This is a genomic window from Mesorhizobium sp. WSM4871 (genome assembly GCF_055811295.1).
The window spans coordinates 36818-52597 of sequence record NZ_JBVVPU010000022.1; the positions used below are offsets into that span (position 1 = coordinate 36818).

Below are 15780 nucleotides of genomic sequence, written 5' to 3' on the forward strand. Positions count from 1 at the left end.
GCAAAATCGCCGCGCCGGCCGGGGGGAACCACCTTTTATCGACGCATCAGTTTCGCAACCTCAATCAGGGAAAATCCGACATGCTTTTCCACTCCGTCTTCCGCATCTTCGCGCTTGCGGGCGCGTCATTTCTGTTTATCGCGACCGCGCCGGCCTGGGCGGTGAACGCCCAGGTCGGCATCCTGAAATGCGACACCTCGACCGGCATCGGCGAGATCATTGAGCGCAAACAGACAATGACCTGCGTATTCACCAGGAATGACGGCACGACGGAAAATTACACCGGCTCGATCCACGAATTCGGCATCGAACTCGGCGAGGTGAAAGAAGGCCATCTCATATGGGCCGTCGTCAGCGGCTCGACGGCAAAGGACAATGGCCTGCTGACCGGCAAATATGATGGCGTCGACGCGGAAGCGGCCGTGGGTCTTGGAGTTGGCGCCGATGCCCTGCTAGGCGGAACCGAGAAAGCCTTTGCGCTTCAACCGCTCGCAGTCGAGGGCGAAACGGGCATCAACATCGCGGCGGGGGTCGAGCAGGTTGAACTCACGGCGGCAAACTAGATTCGTCGTTCGAAATCGATGACCTGACTGTTCAGGGGCAGTTCGTTCTCGTGCTGGCCACAATGTCCGTGGTCGCTGATTTCAGCCGGCGCGCCGCGCTCGATCGCGTCGCCGGTCAGCGAACGGCGCCTCAGTCACGCAGGACGTATGGAATAGGTGGCATCGCAATTTTGGCCGCTTTCAGCGCAACATCTTTAAATGCGAAGCTTTCCCGTTTGCCAATGGGTTGGCCCATCCCAAACCTCATCGGGATGAGCGGAAAGTCTAATTAGAACGGATCAGGGCCGATCGCGGTGGAAGTCGGCAGCGAGCCATCCTATGTGCGTTGCCGTGAAATTGCGACCGGGTTCCGAATGAATGTATCCACCAAAAGACGCGCATTGCTCGTGCTCAATCCCAAGGCGCGGCGCGGCCAGGAGTCGATCGCGCCCGTTGTCCAGCGGCTGGAGGCCGGCGGCCTTTCCGTCACCGTCGAGACGTTCGAAGCGCTGCCAGAAATCGCACGCGATATCGTCCGGCTGCACCACATCGCCAACCTTGTGATTGTGTGCGGCGGCGACGGGTCGGTGTCTTCAGCGGCGGTCGCGGTAATGGAAAGCGGTTTGCCGATGGGCATCATTCCGATGGGAACGGCGAACGACCTCGCTCGCACACTTAACATTCCGACCGACTTGCTGCGGGCCGCCGACGTGATCGTGCGAGGCGGAACACGCCTGATCGACGTCGGCACGGTTAATGGCCATGCCTTTTTCAACGTTGCGAGCATCGGCCTCAGCAGCAAGCTTGCGCATGGGCTTGACCCGGCGCTGAAGAAGCGTTTCGGCAGGCTGGGCTATGCTTTGGCCGCCCTCAAGGTGCTGACCGGTGCCGCCCCGTTCGAAGCGAGAATCACAGAAAAAGGTGCGACGATCGAAGCCAAGACCTACCAGATCGCCGTAGGGAACGGCCGACACTATGGCGGAGGCGTCATCGTGGAGGAGACGGCGGAGATCGATGACGGGCATCTCGACCTCTACAGCCTCGAAATGACGAATCTCTGGAAGCTTGCGCTGATGCTGCGCTCGTTCCGCTCGGGAACACATGGCGCCTGGAGCGAGGTCCGGACGGCCCGATGTGTTGAGTTCGACATCGAGACGAACGAGCCGATGCCGGTGAACACCGATGGCGAGATCGTCACCTCGACCCCGGCGCATTTCAAGGTCCACCCAAAGGCGATCTCGGTCTTCGCGCCTGTCGCGCCGTAGAATGACGTCGTCCTCATGCTCCGCAGACACGATGCCCCGGCATGGGCGGTTGGCGTAGCGCCCGCCGCTTACGCCGTCTTCTGCGCCACCAGCCCGAGTTCCTCGGCCATCGCCTCACGCATCAAAAACTTCTGCGGCTTGCCGGTCACCGTCATCGGCAGTTCCGTGCGGAAGCGGATGTAGCGCGGGATCTTGTAGTGGGCGATCTGGCCGGTGCAGAAGGCCTTGATCTCCTCAGCGGTGGCGACCTGGCCGGGCTTGAGCACGATCCAGGCGCAGAGCTCCTCGCCATATTTCGGATCTGGAATGCCGAACACCTGCACTTCCTTCACCTTGGGATGGCGATAGAGGAATTCCTCGACCTCGCGCGGATAGACGTTCTCGCCGCCGCGGATGACCATGTCCTTGACCCGGCCGACGATGTTGCAGTAGCCCTCGGCGTCGATGGTGGCGAGGTCGCCGGTATGCATCCAGCCGTCGCTGTCGATCGCCTCATGGGTTTTCTCAGTGTCGTCCCAATAGCCTTTCATCACGGAATAACCGCGCGTGCAGAGCTCGCCCGGCGCGCCGACCGCGACGGTTGCGCCCTCGGCGTCGATGGCCTTGACCTCGACATGGGGATGGATGCGCCCGACCGTCGAGACGCGCTTTTCCAGCGGATCGTCGACGCCGCTCTGGAACGACACCGGGCTTGTCTCGGTCATGCCGTAGGCGATGGTCACCTCCGCCATATGCATCAGCGACACCACCTTCTTCATCACCTCGATCGGACAGGGCGAGCCGGCCATGATGCCGGTCCTGAGGCTGGTGAGATCGAACGAGGCGAAATCCGGATGGTCGAGCAGACCGACGAACATCGTCGGTACGCCATAGAGGCCGGTGCAGCGCTCCTGCGCCACCGCCTTCAGCGTGGCGCCGGCGTCGAAGCCCTCGCCTGGGAACACCATGGTCGCGCCCTTGGTGACACAGCCCATCGTTCCCATCGACATGCCGAAGCAATGGTAGAGCGGCACCGGAATACACAGCCTGTCATCGGCGGTGAGCCTGATCGCCGAGGTGACGAAATTGCCGTTGTTGACGATGTTGGCATGGGTTAGCGTGGCACCCTTGGGCGCGCCCGTCGTGCCTGAGGTGAACTGGATGTTGATGGCCTCGCCGGGCTTCAGTCCCTCGGAGATGCGGTCGAGGCTGTCATGCTCGTCGCGCCCGGCCATCGCCAGCACGTCGGCGAAATTGAACATGCCGGGCGAATTCTCCTCGCCCATGCGGATGACGATTTCCAGCGCCGGCAATCTTTGCGCCTTGAGCTTGCCCGGCGTGGCTTTGGCGATCTCCGGCGCCAGCGTCTCGATCATGCCGAGATAATCGGACGTCTTGAATTGGGCAGCCGTGACCAGCGCCTTGCAAGCGACCTTGTTCAGCGCATAGTCCAGCTCGGTCAGCCGGTAGGCCGGGTTGATGTTGACCAGGATCAGGCCGATGCGGGCGGTGGCGAACTGCGTCACCAGCCACTCCCAGCGGTTGGGCGACCAGATGCCGACGCGGTCGCCTTTCTCCAGGCCGAGCGCCAGGAAACCGGCGGCCAGCGCGTCCACCGTGTCCGACAGCTCGCTCCAGGTGAAACGCTTGTCCTGGGCGACGAAAACGGCGGCATCGAGCGTGCCGTATTTGCTGACAGTGTCGGAAAACAGCGCCGGAATCGTCTGGTTGAGCAGCGGCACCGCGCGCTCGCCCGAAACATGCGCCCTGCCGTCGAGCGGCGCGACGAAAGTTGCGCCATTGCGCGGGCCGCGACCGCGCAGGTTGGTGGCATTCTTCAACTCGTCGAGATTGATCGGCATCGCCGTCTCCTCCGCAGACGGCCGAACCTATCAGCCCGGCAAGGTGGTGGAAATCCCATCGATGGTAGTGGGCAGGGTTTCGAACTCAAGTCGCGCAGGCAACCGCCGGGACCTGAAATAAAAAAACCGCCTCGGCGGGCGGATCCTCGGGCGCAAATCAGCACCATGCCGAAATCTCTACCATAACTGCCGGCACAAAGCAAGAACAACATGCTATGGTTCAGGCCAACCTATCTCTCCACCGATGCCATTTTGGCCGCGATGTCGCGCAAGACCGCCTCGTCGGCGGCCGCACGCGTCTTCCTCGAAGCCACGAGACAGGCCTCGGACCGCAGGACGAAGCCGTCACCCAGCACCTTCAGATGATTGGCGCGCAGCGTCGAGCCGGTCGTGGTGATGTCGACGATGACATCGGCCAGGCCCGCCGCCGGCGCACCCTCGGTGGCGCCAAGGCTCTCGACGATGCGGTAGACCTGGATGCCGTGCTTTTGCGAAAAGAATTGCTGGGTCAGCCGCCAGTATTTGGTGGCGATCCTGAGTCGCCTGCCGTGGCGCTGGCGGAAATCGGCGGCGACGTCGTCGAGATCGGCCATGCTGTCGACATCGAGCCAGATATCGGGCACCGCCACCACCACATCGGCATTGCCGAAGCCGAGGCGGGCAACGATCTCGGCACGCGTCTCCCAGTCGGCAAGGGTCTCGCGCAACAGGTCCTCGCCGGTGATGCCGAGATCGACCGTCCCCTGCCCGATTTCGCCGGCGATTTCGGACGCCGACAGGAACGCCACCTCGATGCTCTCGACGCCTTCGATGCGGGCGCGGTATTTGCGCTCGTCGCCGGGCAGGTTGACCGCAAGCCCGGCTCTGGCCAGCACCTCCAGCGCCTGCTCCTTGAGCCGGCCTTTCGACGGGATCGCCAGCGTGATCATGGCGCCCTCTTCCGCAGCGCCTCGATGCGGTCGAGCCAGACGGAAAAGCCGACGCCGGGGATCGGCGTCTTCGCGCCGAGCAGCGTCAGCAGGCGATCGTAACGGCCGCCGCCGGCCAGTGGCCGCTCGCCACCCTCAGCCGCGATCTCGAAGACGAGGCCGGTGTAGTAATCGAGCGGACGGCCGAAGGCGGCGTCGTAGCGGATTTTTTCGGCCGGCAGGCCGTGTGCTGCGATCGCGCCGGCGCGGGCGGCGAAATTCTCCAGCGCCGCGCCGAGTGAAAGGCCGGCATCCGATGCAAAGGCTTCGAGCGCCTGGGCCGCACTGTCAAGCGGCACGTCGATCGCCAGAAAGGTTTTCAGCGCCGAAAACGCCTCGTTCGACAGCCTGACGCTGCGCAGTTCCGCCTTCTCGATCAGCCGCCGGGCAATATCGGTGGGCGAACGCCCGGCCGATGCCGACAGCCCGGCCTCCTCCATGCCGCCGGCGATATGCGCCGACAGGCCTTCCAGGTCACCGTCCAGCACAAGCGACGCGACCGCGCCCGAGAGCTGGCCATTGCGCGGCGGATTGGCGAGGTCAGCCAATGCCGCCTCCAGCATCGGCGCCGAACCGAAGGCCCGCGCCAACCGCATGCGCCAGCCACGCGGCAGGCCGAGTGCCGCCAGCACCGCCTCGAAAATGGTCTGGTCGCCCAGCGTGATCGTCAGGGCCTGGTCCGGCAGCACCAGCGACAGCAAAGCATGCGCATCGGCCAACGAGCGGGCGTCGGCGGCGGCCGTGTCGCGGTCGCCGAGATCCTCGATGCCGGCCTGGAAAAACTCGTTGCCGCCTTCGCGGCGCTGGCGGAAGACCTCGCCGAGATAGGAATAGCGGCGCGGCGTGCCGGCCTGCGAGCTTATGTGGTCGAGGCAGACGGGAATGGTGAATTCTGGCCGCAGGCACAGCGTCTTGCCCGTCTCGCTTTCGGTGAGAAAGATGCGGCGACGCAGATCCTCGCCGGCCATGTCGAGGAATGGATCGGCCGGCTGCAGCACTGCGACCTCGACGGCATGGGTGTTGCGCGCGGCAAAGAGGCTGGCGATGTCGGCTGATATGGCAGGGTAGCGGGAGGTCATTGGAAAGCGAGGCGCGAGGCACCCCCCTCTGGCCTGCCGGCCATCTCCCCCTCAAGGGGGGAGATTAGTCTCGTCGCCGCCGTCACCCAGCTTTCAAGGTTGCAAGGGAGGTGCCGTCGGCGAAGCTGCCAATCTCCCCCCTTGAGGGGGAGATGGCCGGCAGGCCAGAGGGGGGTGTTCACGCGCCACCCTTTGCTCTGTCGGCCGCCTGCGCCGCGAGTATTTTGCGTACTTCACCGACCAGCTCGCTCTCCGCCACCGTCACCTGCGCCGGCCTTGCAGCGCGCCATTCGGCGTTGTCCGCTATCTCGGCCGACATGCGCGCGCCTTCGATCAGGTCCTTGATCTGCACCTCGCCCTTGGCGCGCTCGTCGCCGCCCTGGATGATGGCGACGGGGCTGCCGCGACGGTCGGCATATTTGAGCTGCGCCTTCATGCCGGCGCCACCGAGATACATTTCGGAGCGGATGCCGGCGGCGCGCAGCTCGCTGACCATCTTCTGGTAGCGGCCGAGGCTTTCCGTGTCCTTGTCCATGGCGAGCACGACAACCGGCGCGATGACATCCGACGTGTCGAGCTTGCCGAGGTTCTTGAGCGCAGTCATCAGCCTGGAGACGCCGATGGAAAAGCCGGTCGCCGGGACCGGCTCGCCACGGAAGCGCGAGACAAGGCCGTCATAGCGACCACCACCGCCAACGGAGCCGAAGCGAACGATCTGGCCGTCCTCATTGGGGATCTCGGCCAGCAGCTCGGCCTCGAAGACCGGGCCGGTGTAGTATTCGAGGCCGCGGACGACGGAAAAATCGATCTGAACTCGATCTTCGTAACCGGCGGCGCGGATCAACGGCACGAATTCATCAACCATGTTATTAATGGCATCATCATATGGGAGATGAGACATTCCGCCCTGGGGATCGGGCACCCCGCCAGTTTCTACGGTAATTTGATCAAGCCGATTCTTTAGATCGTTGATCGTCGAAGCCTGTGTGACTGCAATAACGTATCGAATAGCCCGATCATCCAGATTTGCCCCTTTCGTGAAATCACCGCTCTCATCTCGGCGACCAGCGCCTAGGAGAAGTTTCACTCCTTCTTCTCCGATCTTGTCCCGCTTATCGAGCGCACGAAGCACGGTAAGACGCTTCTCTTCCGGCACTCGAGCAGCATCGAGCACTCCGTCCAAGATTTTTCGATTGTTCACACGGATCATATATTGCCCGCGAGGAATTCCCAACGCCTCCATGACGTCAGCCATCATCATGGTCATCTCAGCGTCTGAAGCCATGCTTGCCGTACCTATCGTGTCGGCATCGAACTGCATGAACTGGCGGAACCGGCCGGGGCCGGGCTTCTCGTTGCGGAACACCCAGCCGGAGCGGTAGCTGCGATAGGGTTTCGGCAGGCGCTCGTAATTCTCGGCGACGAAACGCGCCGTCGGCGCCGTCAGGTCGTAGCGCAGCGACAGCCACTGGTCGTCATCGTCCTGGAAGGAGAACACGCCTTCGTTCGGCCGGTCCTGGTCGGGCAGGAATTTGCCCAGCGCGTCGGTGTATTCGATCAGCGGCTGCTCGACCGGCTCGAAGCCGTAAAGCTCGTAGACCGAGCGGATCGTCGCCATCATCTTCTCGACGGCGCGGATATCGTCGGCGCTGCGGTCGGCAAAGCCGCGCGGCAGCCGCGCTTTGGTCTTTTCCGATTTGTCGGCCATGGGATGGGTCTTTTTGCTGGGTAAAAACTGACTTGTTGTGAGCGCGCGTTTCCTAACCGATGCGGCTTGGTGCGGCAAGGGTTGGCAACTCTTCTGGCAGACGGGAATAGTCCAGTGGTCCTGCAAACGCCCCGCCGAGCGGCTGAAGACGTAAAGGCCAGTAGCTACGATTAGTAATTTCGAAACACTTAGGCATTCCGAAACAAACCACGCCGAAAATGAAACAATTCCGCCACCAACGCGGCATCGTGCCGACACAATCAGAGCCGATAAGCACGCCGAAACAAGGGGTTCGGGGCCATGACCACGGCACAAGGAACAGACATCGACAGCTCTGCCCGCGCGTTGCCCGCGGGTCCGTTCGACGCCGATGCTGAACGTAAGGGCCCGACCATGCGCGATGCGCTGATGACCGGCCTGCTGGTGATCTATCCGGCCCTTGCCACGGTGGCGGCGATCGTCGCCGGGCTCTTTCTCGCGGGCGCCAGCGGCGTTTGACTGTGCGACCTGACTTTCTCCGCTTTGGGAGAAAGCAAAGGAAGCTTATTTCGGCCGCTTGAACGCCTTGCGCTCCTTCTCCACCGGCGCCCGGCAGGCGCAGCCCTCGAGATGGTCGTTGACCAGCCCCATCGCCTGCATGAAGGCGTAGACGGTGGTCGGGCCGACAAAGCTCCAGCCGCGTTTTTTCAACTCCTTCGAAATGCGCACCGAGACCGCCGTGGTCGGGTTGGCGCGCAGATGGGCGAGGTCGACGATTGCCGGCCGCTCGTCGGGGCCCGGTTCGAACTTCCAGAACCAGGCGGCGAGCGAGCCGAATTCATCGACCATTTCGCGGGCGCGTTTGGCGTTGTTTATGGTCGAGACGATCTTGCCGCGGTGGCGGACGATGCCGGCATCGCCGAGCAGGCGCTCGACATCCTTGTCGGTGAAGGCGGCGATCTTGTCGAAATCGAACCCGGCGAAGGCCGCGCGGAAATTCTCGCGCTTGCGCAATATGGTCAGCCAAGACAGGCCCGACTGAAAGCCTTCGAGGCAGATCTTTTCGAACAGCCTGCGGTCATCGGTGACAGGACGGCCCCATTCATGGTCGTGGTAGTGCAGATAGTCCGGCAGATTGCCGTGCCAGAAGCAGCGTGTCACGCCGTCGGGGCCGGCGAGCAGGCCTGTGTTTTCATTTTCCATCGCTAAGAATCCGTTCGTTAATGGGCTTTGCATGGCTTTTACCGCGGCTTTACCAGATTCCTGAACCGGCCGGTAACCACACCGAAAGGTTTACTGACAAAGCGGCATTTTACGCATTCCGATTCATGTTTCGGTTGCGGCTTCGCGCCAATGCTCGCGCCATCGGGGGCTTTCCCCGCGTGTTCGACGATCAAGGTGCGTTCCGATGAAGTCAGTGTTGTTTTCCCTGTTCGGCGCCGCGGCCATGCTTGCCGCCGGCGTCACCGCCTCCAGCGCCAATGACCGCTATGCCGACCGGCCGCCGGTGGTGGTGAGCCCAGACCTTTCGGCGCCCTGGGTGCTGCAGCTCGGCCACGCCCCGGGCATCGTGCGGCAAAGCCGGCAAGAGGTGCAGCCGCAGCGGCGCTATCAGCGGCAAGCGCAACCCGATCGGCTGCGCACGGCGGCCGTGCAGGCGCCGGCCAGGCGCATGGTCGCGCGGCCGCAGATCAACCCGCTCTACCTGCCGCAGGAAGTCGCCTATGACGGCGGGCAGAAGCCGGGCACGATCGTCATCGATACGACGCAGAATTTCCTCTATCTGGTCGAGAAGGGGGGCAAGGCGCGGCGCTATGGCGTCGGCACCGGCAAGCCGGGCTTCGAATGGGCCGGCAAGCACAAGATCTCGCAGAAGAAGGTCTGGCCCGAATGGCGGCCGCCGGCGGAGATGATCACGCGCGAGGCCGCCAAGGGCCGTTATCTGCCGACCTATGTCGCCGGCGGCGTCGAGAACCCGCTCGGCGCACGCGCGCTTTATCTCGGCTCGACGCTCTACCGCATCCACGGGACCAACCAGCCCTGGACGATCGGCGGCGCGGTGTCATCGGGCTGCATCCGCATGCGCAACGAGGACGTCGTCGACCTTTATGAGCGGGTCAATGTTGGCACCACGGTTGTGGTGATGTAATCTCCAGTTGCTTTTACTGGTGATTCTGTCCAGAAGATTTCTGGAATAGGGATAACGGGGGACGGGCCGTGTGGGGATACGGTCAGTCACGAAAGGGCAGCACGGGAAACCGCGCTGCCCTTTTCGTTTCTGGATGATGGTGAAGCAAGGCGCGCCGGCAGGTCGCACGCGAGGCATAGCGGTTCGCTTTTCCCGCTGCCTTTTGCCCGCTCCTTTGCTATGTCGGCGGCAACGCTCTCAGACAAAGGCCAGACATTCATGTCCCTGCCCGACGACAGCCGCTATCTCAAGGGCGGCCCGGTCGCCCAACGCATCATCGCCGCCGTGCGCGAGGACGCGGCGATTGCGACCGCCGAAGGTTTTCCGCCCAAACTTGTGTCGATCACCGTCGGCGACACTGCCGCTGTGGACGTCTATGTCCGCAACCAGCGCGCCAAGGCGGCGCTGGCCGGCATCGCCTTTGAGGAGCGGCGGTTTCCCGCCGACATCACCGCCGGCGAACTGGAAGCGGCGATCCATGGGCTGAACGCCGATCCGCGCGTCACCGGCATCATCATCCAGCGGCCGGTGCCGGCGCATATCCCGATCAGGACGTTGCAGGCGGCGGTGCATCCGCTGAAGGATGTCGAGGGCATGCATCCGGCCTCGATCGGCAACATCGTCTACAACCAGCTCGATCTTGCCCCCTGCACGGCGGCCGCTTCGGTGGAACTGCTGAAGGAGACCGGCCTCGATCTCAAAGGGCTCGAGGTCGTCATCGTCGGCCATTCCGAAATCGTCGGCAAGCCGATCGCCTTCCTGCTGATGAGCGAGGGCGCGACCGTAACCGTCTGCCATCACATGACGCGCTCGGTGGCAGCGCATGCGCGCCGCGCCGACGCGCTGTTCGTCGCTGTCGGCCGGCCCCGATTGATCAAGGCCGACATGGTCAAGCCGGGCGCGGCCGTCATCGATATCGGCATCAATTCGGAAATCGGGCCGGACGGCGAAAGCCGCATCGTCGGCGATGTCGATACCGACAGCGTCAAGGAAGTGGCCTCCTGGATCACGCCGGTGCCGGGCGGCGTCGGCCCGCTCACCGTGGCGATCCTGCTGCGCAACACGATGGTGGCGCTCAGCCGCCAGCGCGCGCTTTACCAGGCGACCTACGGTGTGGTGGACAAGCTCGCGGCGGAGTAGGCGCAGGGCGGCGCCAGCCCCCTCACCCAGCCTCCGCTTCGCTCGGCTGACCTCTCCCCGAGGGGAGAGGAGACTTTCGGCGCCGGCGTCAACTTCTTCTCCCCAGCGGGGAGAAGGTGGCCGCGAAGCGGCCGGATGAGGGGGCTGGCGCCCACGACTGTCTGGTCACTCCGCAGCGACCAACCTTTCCTCCGGCACGCCTTCCGGCTTCGGGCCGCCATAGGCCCAGTCGAGCAATTTTATCGTGTGTACCACCGGAAGCTTAGCGGCCGAGGCGATCTGGGTGATGCAGCCGATATTGCCGGTGGCGACGATTTGCGCGCCCGTGGCTTCGATGTTTTTCACCTTGCGGTCGCGCAGCTTTGCCGAAATCTCGGATTGCAGGATGTTGTACGTGCCGGCCGAGCCGCAGCACAGATGCCCCTCGCGCGGCTCGCGCACGACGAAGCCGGCCCTGGCCAGCAACTCTTTCGGCTGGCGGGTGATCTTCTGGCCGTGCTGCATCGAGCAGGCGGAATGATAGGCAACGATGGTGCCGGGCTTGCGCACCGGTTCCGGCAGATCGAGGCTTGCCAGATACTCCGTGATGTCCTTGGCGAGCGTTGAGACTCGCGCCGCCTTTTGCGCATAGGCCGGGTCGAGGCGCAGCATGAAGCCGTAATCCTTGATGGTGGTGCCGCAGCCCGATGCGGTGATGACGATGGCATCCAGCCCACCGTTCTCGATGGCGCGCGTCCAGGCATCGACATTGCGCCTCGCCGAGGCAAGGGCCGCTTCCTCCCGCCCCATGTGATGCACCAGCGCGCCGCAGCAGGCCTCGCCTTGGGGCACGACCACCTCGACGCCGAGCCGCATCAGCAGCGCAATCGTCGTGTCGTTGATGGCGGGATCGAGCACGGATTGTGCACAGCCGGTGAGGATCGCGACCCGGCCTTTTTTTGTCCCCTTCCCGGCATGGATGCCCGGAGAAGCCATCGGCGAGGCGGCCGGGATCGAAGCCGGCGCGAGCTTGAGCATCGCGCCCAGCGGCTTCAGCGCCGGAATCTTTCCGAACAGGCCGATGAATGGCTTGCCCAGCTTCGCCAGTTTCAGCGCGGCGCGGAAGCGCGAGGGATAAGGCAGCACGAAGGCCAGCACGGCGCGCGTCAGGCGGTCGAGCAGCGGGCGCCTGTAGGTCTCCTCGATATGGGCGCGAGCGTGGTCGACCAGATGCATGTAGTTGACGCCCGACGGGCAGGTGGTCATGCAGGCGAGGCAGGACAGGCAGCGGTCGATATGGGTGACGATCTCCTTGTCGGCCGGCCGGCCGTTCTCCAGCATGTCCTTGATCAGGTAGATGCGTCCGCGCGGCGAATCCAGCTCGTTGCCGAGCGTCACATAGGTCGGGCAGGTGGCGGTGCAGAAGCCGCAATGCACGCATTTGCGCAGGATTTTTTCCGATTCCGCGACATGCGGATCGGCAAGCTGGGCGGGGGAGAAATTGGTCTGCACGCAAAAATCCTATTGCCCGAGAAACCAGCTTTCCGGGTTCTTGACCGGCTCGCCGCGCTGCAGTGCTTGGATGCCGAGAATGCAGCGGGCGATGAACCAGACGCCGACGGCGAACATCAGCACGATGCCGACCACCGCCATCATCAGCACCACCGAGATCAGCGCATAGAGCAGGCCGATCCAGAAGGTGCGGATCAGGAAGGTGTAGTGGCTCTCGACGAAGCCGCCTGATTTGCCGCGGTTGATATAGGCCAGCACGATGCCGACAATACCGGTGATGCCGATGACCAGGCTGGCGAGGTAGAGGATGTAGATGACCAGCGCATTGGTCGGGCCGGGCTCCAGCCAGCGGTCGGTCTGGCGCGGTGTGGGCTTGTCGCCCTGGCCGGAATTGATGTCGCTCATGATGAACCTCCCTCGGTTAAAGGACCGAGAGTAGCAGAGCCGGCACCCGGCGCCATACGGCCGGGGTTGAGGATCGCCTTCGGGTCGAACTCCTGCTTCAGCCTTGCAGCCAGAGCCGCCAGATGCGGCGCCTGCGGTTCGAACACCGGCACGGAGGCACGATGCGACGGGGCAGCCCGCACCAGCGTCGCGTGGCCGCCGCCATGTTTTCTGATCAACCCGCGCAGCAGGCCGGCCTCGGGGTCGCCATGCTCCATGCGCAACCAGATCAGCCCGCCCTGCCAGTCGTAGAAGGCGTCGACCGCCGCCTGCATGCGCAGCGCCAGCACCATCTGGTGGCCTTGTGACGGCGCCATGGAGACGCGCCACACCGGTTTTTCCGTACCATCGGCGAATGGGGCGCAATCCCTGACATCACGCCAGATGGAATGCGAGGCTTCGCCCGCAATCTCCTCCAGCGGGCCGGCATTGCGGAGCAGGTCCTTCAGCGAGGCGATGCGGTAGGCAACCGACGGCCCGAAACCCTCGACGCGCAGCAGCGTCGCCGCATCGCTGCCGAGATTGCCGCCAGCAACCCGCGCCGCGACGCGTTCGGGAAGGTGCGCGGCGCTCGATACTTCGGCGCTGGAACCAAGCGCCAGCGCCATCGCGGCTGCTGCATGGTCGTCGAGCAAGCCGCGGATGGCGAGCGTGACTTCGGTCTCGGCCGCCGGCAGCACCTTGAAGGTGACGTCGGTGAACACGGCCAGCGTGCCCCAGCTGTTGGCCATCAGCTTGGACAAATCGTAGCCGGTGACGTTCTTGACGACGCGGCCGCCGGATTTGAAGGCTTCGCCACGGCCGGCAACCGCCGAGATGCCGAGGATGTGGTCGCGCGCGGCGCCCGCCTTCAGCCGGCGCGGGCCGGAAAGGTTCGCGGCAAGCACACCGCCGATGGTGCCTTTTCCCTTGATACCGCCGAGCAGTGGGCCATAGTCCATTGGTTCGAACGCAAGCTGCTGGCCGTTTTCGGCAAGCAGGCTTTCGATCTCGGCCAGCGGCGTGCCCGCCTTGGCCGACAGCACCAGCTCGGCGGGTTCGTAGAGCGTGACGCCGGAGAGTTTGGAGACATCGAGCGTATGCTCGCTCTGCTGCGGACGGCCGATGCCGCGCTTGGAGCCATGGCCGAGGATTTCCAGCGGGGATTCTTCGGCTGCCGCCCAGGCGACGGTGGACAGGGTTTCGGCTGCGGTGGAGGGGGTGAAGGTGGTCATGGCGATACGTCGCGTTCCTTCGCGCCCCCCTCTGTCCTGCCGGACATCTCCCCCTCTAGGGGGGAGATCGAATGTCGCATTGGGTATCGCCAATCTTCAACCTCGAGGAATGAGCGAGGCGCGCAAGCTGCCAATCTCCCCCCTTGAGGGGGAGATGTCCGGCAGGACAGAGGGGGGTGTTCAAGCGCCAGCGTACCCACTCAAAACCTCGGAATATCCGGAAACGCCACCTGACCCCGATGCACGTGCATCCGCCCGAGTTCGGCGCATCGCCTCAATTGCGGAAACACCTTGCCGGGATTCAAAAGATGGTTGGGATCGAAGGCGCATTTGACGCGCATCTGCTGGTCGAGGTCGATCTGGTTGAACATTTCCGGCATCAGGTCGCGCTTTTCGACTCCGACCCCGTGCTCGCCCGTCAGCACGCCGCCGACCTTGACGCAAAGCCGCAAGATGTCGGCGCCGAAGCTCTCGGCCTTGTCGAGTTCGCCCGGCACGTTGGCGTCGTAGAGGATCAGCGGATGCAGATTGCCGTCGCCGGCATGGAAGACATTGGCGACGCCCAGGCCATATTTCTCCGAGAGTTCGCGCATGCCGGCGAGCACGCGCGGCAGTTCCTTGCGCGGGATGGTGCCGTCCATGCAGTAATAGTCGGGCGAGATGCGGCCGACCGCCGGGAAGGCGGCCTTGCGGCCGGCCCAGAAGCTCAGCCGCTCCTGCTCCGACTGCGAGATGCGGCAGGTGGTCGAGCCGTTCCGGTAGGCGATGGCCTCGACAAGGCCGATCAGATGATCGACCTCGACGCCCGGCCCGTCGAGCTCGACAATCAGCAGCGCCTCGACATCCAGGGGATAGCCGGCATGGACGAAATCCTCCGCCGCGTGGATCGCCGGGCGGTCCATCATCTCCATGCCGCCCGGGATGATGCCGGCGCCGATGATGTCGGCGACGCATTGGCCACCCTGTTCGCTGGTCGGGAAGCCGATCAGCAGCGCGCGCGCCGTCTCCGGCTTCTTCAGGATGCGCACGGTGACCTCGGTGACGACGCCGAGCAGGCCTTCGGAACCGGTCATCACGCCGAGCAGGTCGTAGCCTTCGCAGTCGAGATGGCTGCCGCCGAGGCGCACCACTTCGCCATTCATCAGCACCATCTCGATGCCGAGAACATTGTTGGCGGTGAGGCCGTATTTCAGGCAGTGCACGCCGCCGGAATTTTCCGCGACATTGCCGCCGATCGAGCAGGCGATCTGGGAGGATGGATCGGGGGCGTAGTAGAAGCCCTCCTGCTCGACGGCGGTGGTGATGCCGAGATTGGTGACGCCCGGCTGGGCAACGACGATGCGATTGGGAAAGTCGATCTCGAGGATACGATTGAACCGGCTCATGACCAGAAGCACCGCATCCTCGAGCGGCAGCGCGCCACCGGACAGGGACGTGCCGGAACCGCGCGGCACGACGCGGATATTGCGGTCGTTGCAGTATTTCAGCACGCGCGAGACCTGCGCCACCGTTTCCGGCAGCACCACGACCAGCGGCAATTGCCGATAGGCGGTAAGCCCGTCGCTCTCGAAGGCGCGCATTGAATTGGCGGCATCGACGACGCCCTCGCCCGGCACGATGATGCGCATGTCGGCGACGATCTCGCCGCGCCGGCGCATCGTGGCATCGTCTGGCTTCGGCATGGCAAGGCCGGACATCAGCAGCCTCCTTCGCTCGACTGGTAAAAATGTTTTACCAGCGACAAGCGTCTGTTGCAAATCCTGCTTTGGACGAAAAACGGGAACCAGTGCCGGGGCAGCTTCCGCAGCGGCAATCTGCCGCTGCTGCGATTTCTCCCCCCTTGAGGGCAGGGCAATCGCAGATGGATTTTTTGTGAAGAGGACCCCCACCCTAACCCTCCCCACAAGGGGGAGGGAACGCT

14 protein-coding genes are annotated in these 15780 nt (G+C 63.9%); 5 read left to right on the forward strand and 9 right to left on the reverse strand.

The features are described 5' to 3' along the window. The first annotated feature begins 80 nt into the window (after positions 1 to 80). Both AC0L2H_RS30370 and AC0L2H_RS30375 read left to right on the forward strand, forming a co-directional pair. The gene (locus AC0L2H_RS30370; protein WP_107648428.1) at positions 81 to 563 is read left to right on the forward strand and encodes a DUF992 domain-containing protein; all 483 of its coding nucleotides are present in this window, start codon (positions 81 to 83) and stop codon (positions 561 to 563) included. A gap of 353 nt (positions 564 to 916) precedes the next feature. Continuing rightward, positions 917 to 1807 carry a lipid kinase gene (locus AC0L2H_RS30375; protein WP_473593455.1) on the forward strand — a complete coding sequence of 297 codons (891 nt, stop codon included), beginning with the start codon at positions 917 to 919 and terminating at the stop codon, positions 1805 to 1807. 68 nt (positions 1808 to 1875) lie between these two features. Here the strand turns inward: AC0L2H_RS30375 and AC0L2H_RS30380 are convergent, their stop codons facing one another. The 4 genes from AC0L2H_RS30380 to hisS all read right to left on the reverse strand — a co-directional run bounded on the left by AC0L2H_RS30380 (position 1876) and on the right by hisS (position 7403). After that, positions 1876 to 3648: an AMP-binding protein gene (locus AC0L2H_RS30380; protein ID WP_473593456.1), complete on the reverse strand. Its 1773-nt coding sequence runs from the start codon at positions 3646 to 3648 to the stop codon at positions 1876 to 1878. Positions 3649 to 3878: 230 nt separating this feature from the next. Then, the gene (gene hisG / locus AC0L2H_RS30385) at positions 3879 to 4577 is read right to left on the reverse strand and encodes an ATP phosphoribosyltransferase (RefSeq protein WP_473593457.1); all 699 of its coding nucleotides are present in this window, start codon (positions 4575 to 4577) and stop codon (positions 3879 to 3881) included. Beyond that, complete coding sequence (locus AC0L2H_RS30390; protein ID WP_473593458.1) at positions 4574 to 5695, reverse strand: ATP phosphoribosyltransferase regulatory subunit; 1122 nt, start codon at positions 5693 to 5695, stop codon at positions 4574 to 4576. Before AC0L2H_RS30390 ends, hisG begins: the two co-directional genes overlap by 4 nt. 178 nt (positions 5696 to 5873) lie before the next feature. Then, on the reverse strand, positions 5874 to 7403 hold the full coding sequence (gene hisS, locus AC0L2H_RS30395) for a histidine--tRNA ligase (protein WP_473593468.1): 1530 nt from the start codon (positions 7401 to 7403) through the stop codon (positions 5874 to 5876). A 300-nt stretch (positions 7404 to 7703) separates the two neighbouring features. Between hisS and AC0L2H_RS30400 the strand changes: the two genes are divergently transcribed. Beyond that, the gene (locus AC0L2H_RS30400; protein WP_473593459.1) at positions 7704 to 7901 is read left to right on the forward strand and encodes a hypothetical protein; all 198 of its coding nucleotides are present in this window, start codon (positions 7704 to 7706) and stop codon (positions 7899 to 7901) included. 45 nt (positions 7902 to 7946) lie between these two features. Here the strand turns inward: AC0L2H_RS30400 and AC0L2H_RS30405 are convergent, their stop codons facing one another. Then, complete coding sequence (locus AC0L2H_RS30405) at positions 7947 to 8585, reverse strand: DNA-3-methyladenine glycosylase I (protein ID WP_473593460.1); 639 nt, start codon at positions 8583 to 8585, stop codon at positions 7947 to 7949. Between the two features lie 205 nt (positions 8586 to 8790). On the opposite strand from AC0L2H_RS30405, the gene AC0L2H_RS30410 reads away from it, so the two are divergent. Further along, complete coding sequence (locus tag AC0L2H_RS30410) at positions 8791 to 9531, forward strand: L,D-transpeptidase (protein WP_473593461.1); 741 nt, start codon at positions 8791 to 8793, stop codon at positions 9529 to 9531. Between the two features lie 258 nt (positions 9532 to 9789). Next, the gene (locus AC0L2H_RS30415; RefSeq protein WP_473593462.1) at positions 9790 to 10710 is read left to right on the forward strand and encodes a bifunctional 5,10-methylenetetrahydrofolate dehydrogenase/5,10-methenyltetrahydrofolate cyclohydrolase; all 921 of its coding nucleotides are present in this window, start codon (positions 9790 to 9792) and stop codon (positions 10708 to 10710) included. Between the two features lie 165 nt (positions 10711 to 10875). Here AC0L2H_RS30415 and glcF read toward each other — a convergent pair whose 3' ends face one another. The 4 genes from glcF to AC0L2H_RS30435 all read right to left on the reverse strand — a co-directional run bounded on the left by glcF (position 10876) and on the right by AC0L2H_RS30435 (position 15556). Beyond that, the gene (gene glcF, locus AC0L2H_RS30420) at positions 10876 to 12201 is read right to left on the reverse strand and encodes a glycolate oxidase subunit GlcF (RefSeq protein WP_473593463.1); all 1326 of its coding nucleotides are present in this window, start codon (positions 12199 to 12201) and stop codon (positions 10876 to 10878) included. Positions 12202 to 12210: 9 nt separating this feature from the next. Next, positions 12211 to 12606, reverse strand: coding sequence for a DUF4870 family protein (locus AC0L2H_RS30425; RefSeq protein WP_473593464.1), 396 nt, complete (start codon positions 12604 to 12606; stop codon positions 12211 to 12213). Next, entirely contained in the window at positions 12603 to 13859 is a 1257-nt protein-coding gene (locus AC0L2H_RS30430) for an FAD-binding protein (RefSeq protein WP_473593465.1), read from the reverse strand. The genes AC0L2H_RS30425 and AC0L2H_RS30430 overlap by 4 nt, the downstream gene beginning before the upstream one ends. A 200-nt stretch (positions 13860 to 14059) precedes the next feature. Beyond that, a complete protein-coding gene (locus AC0L2H_RS30435) occupies positions 14060 to 15556 on the reverse strand; it encodes an FAD-linked oxidase C-terminal domain-containing protein (protein ID WP_473593466.1) in 1497 nt (498 codons plus the stop codon). Positions 15557 to 15780 lie beyond the last annotated feature (224 nt).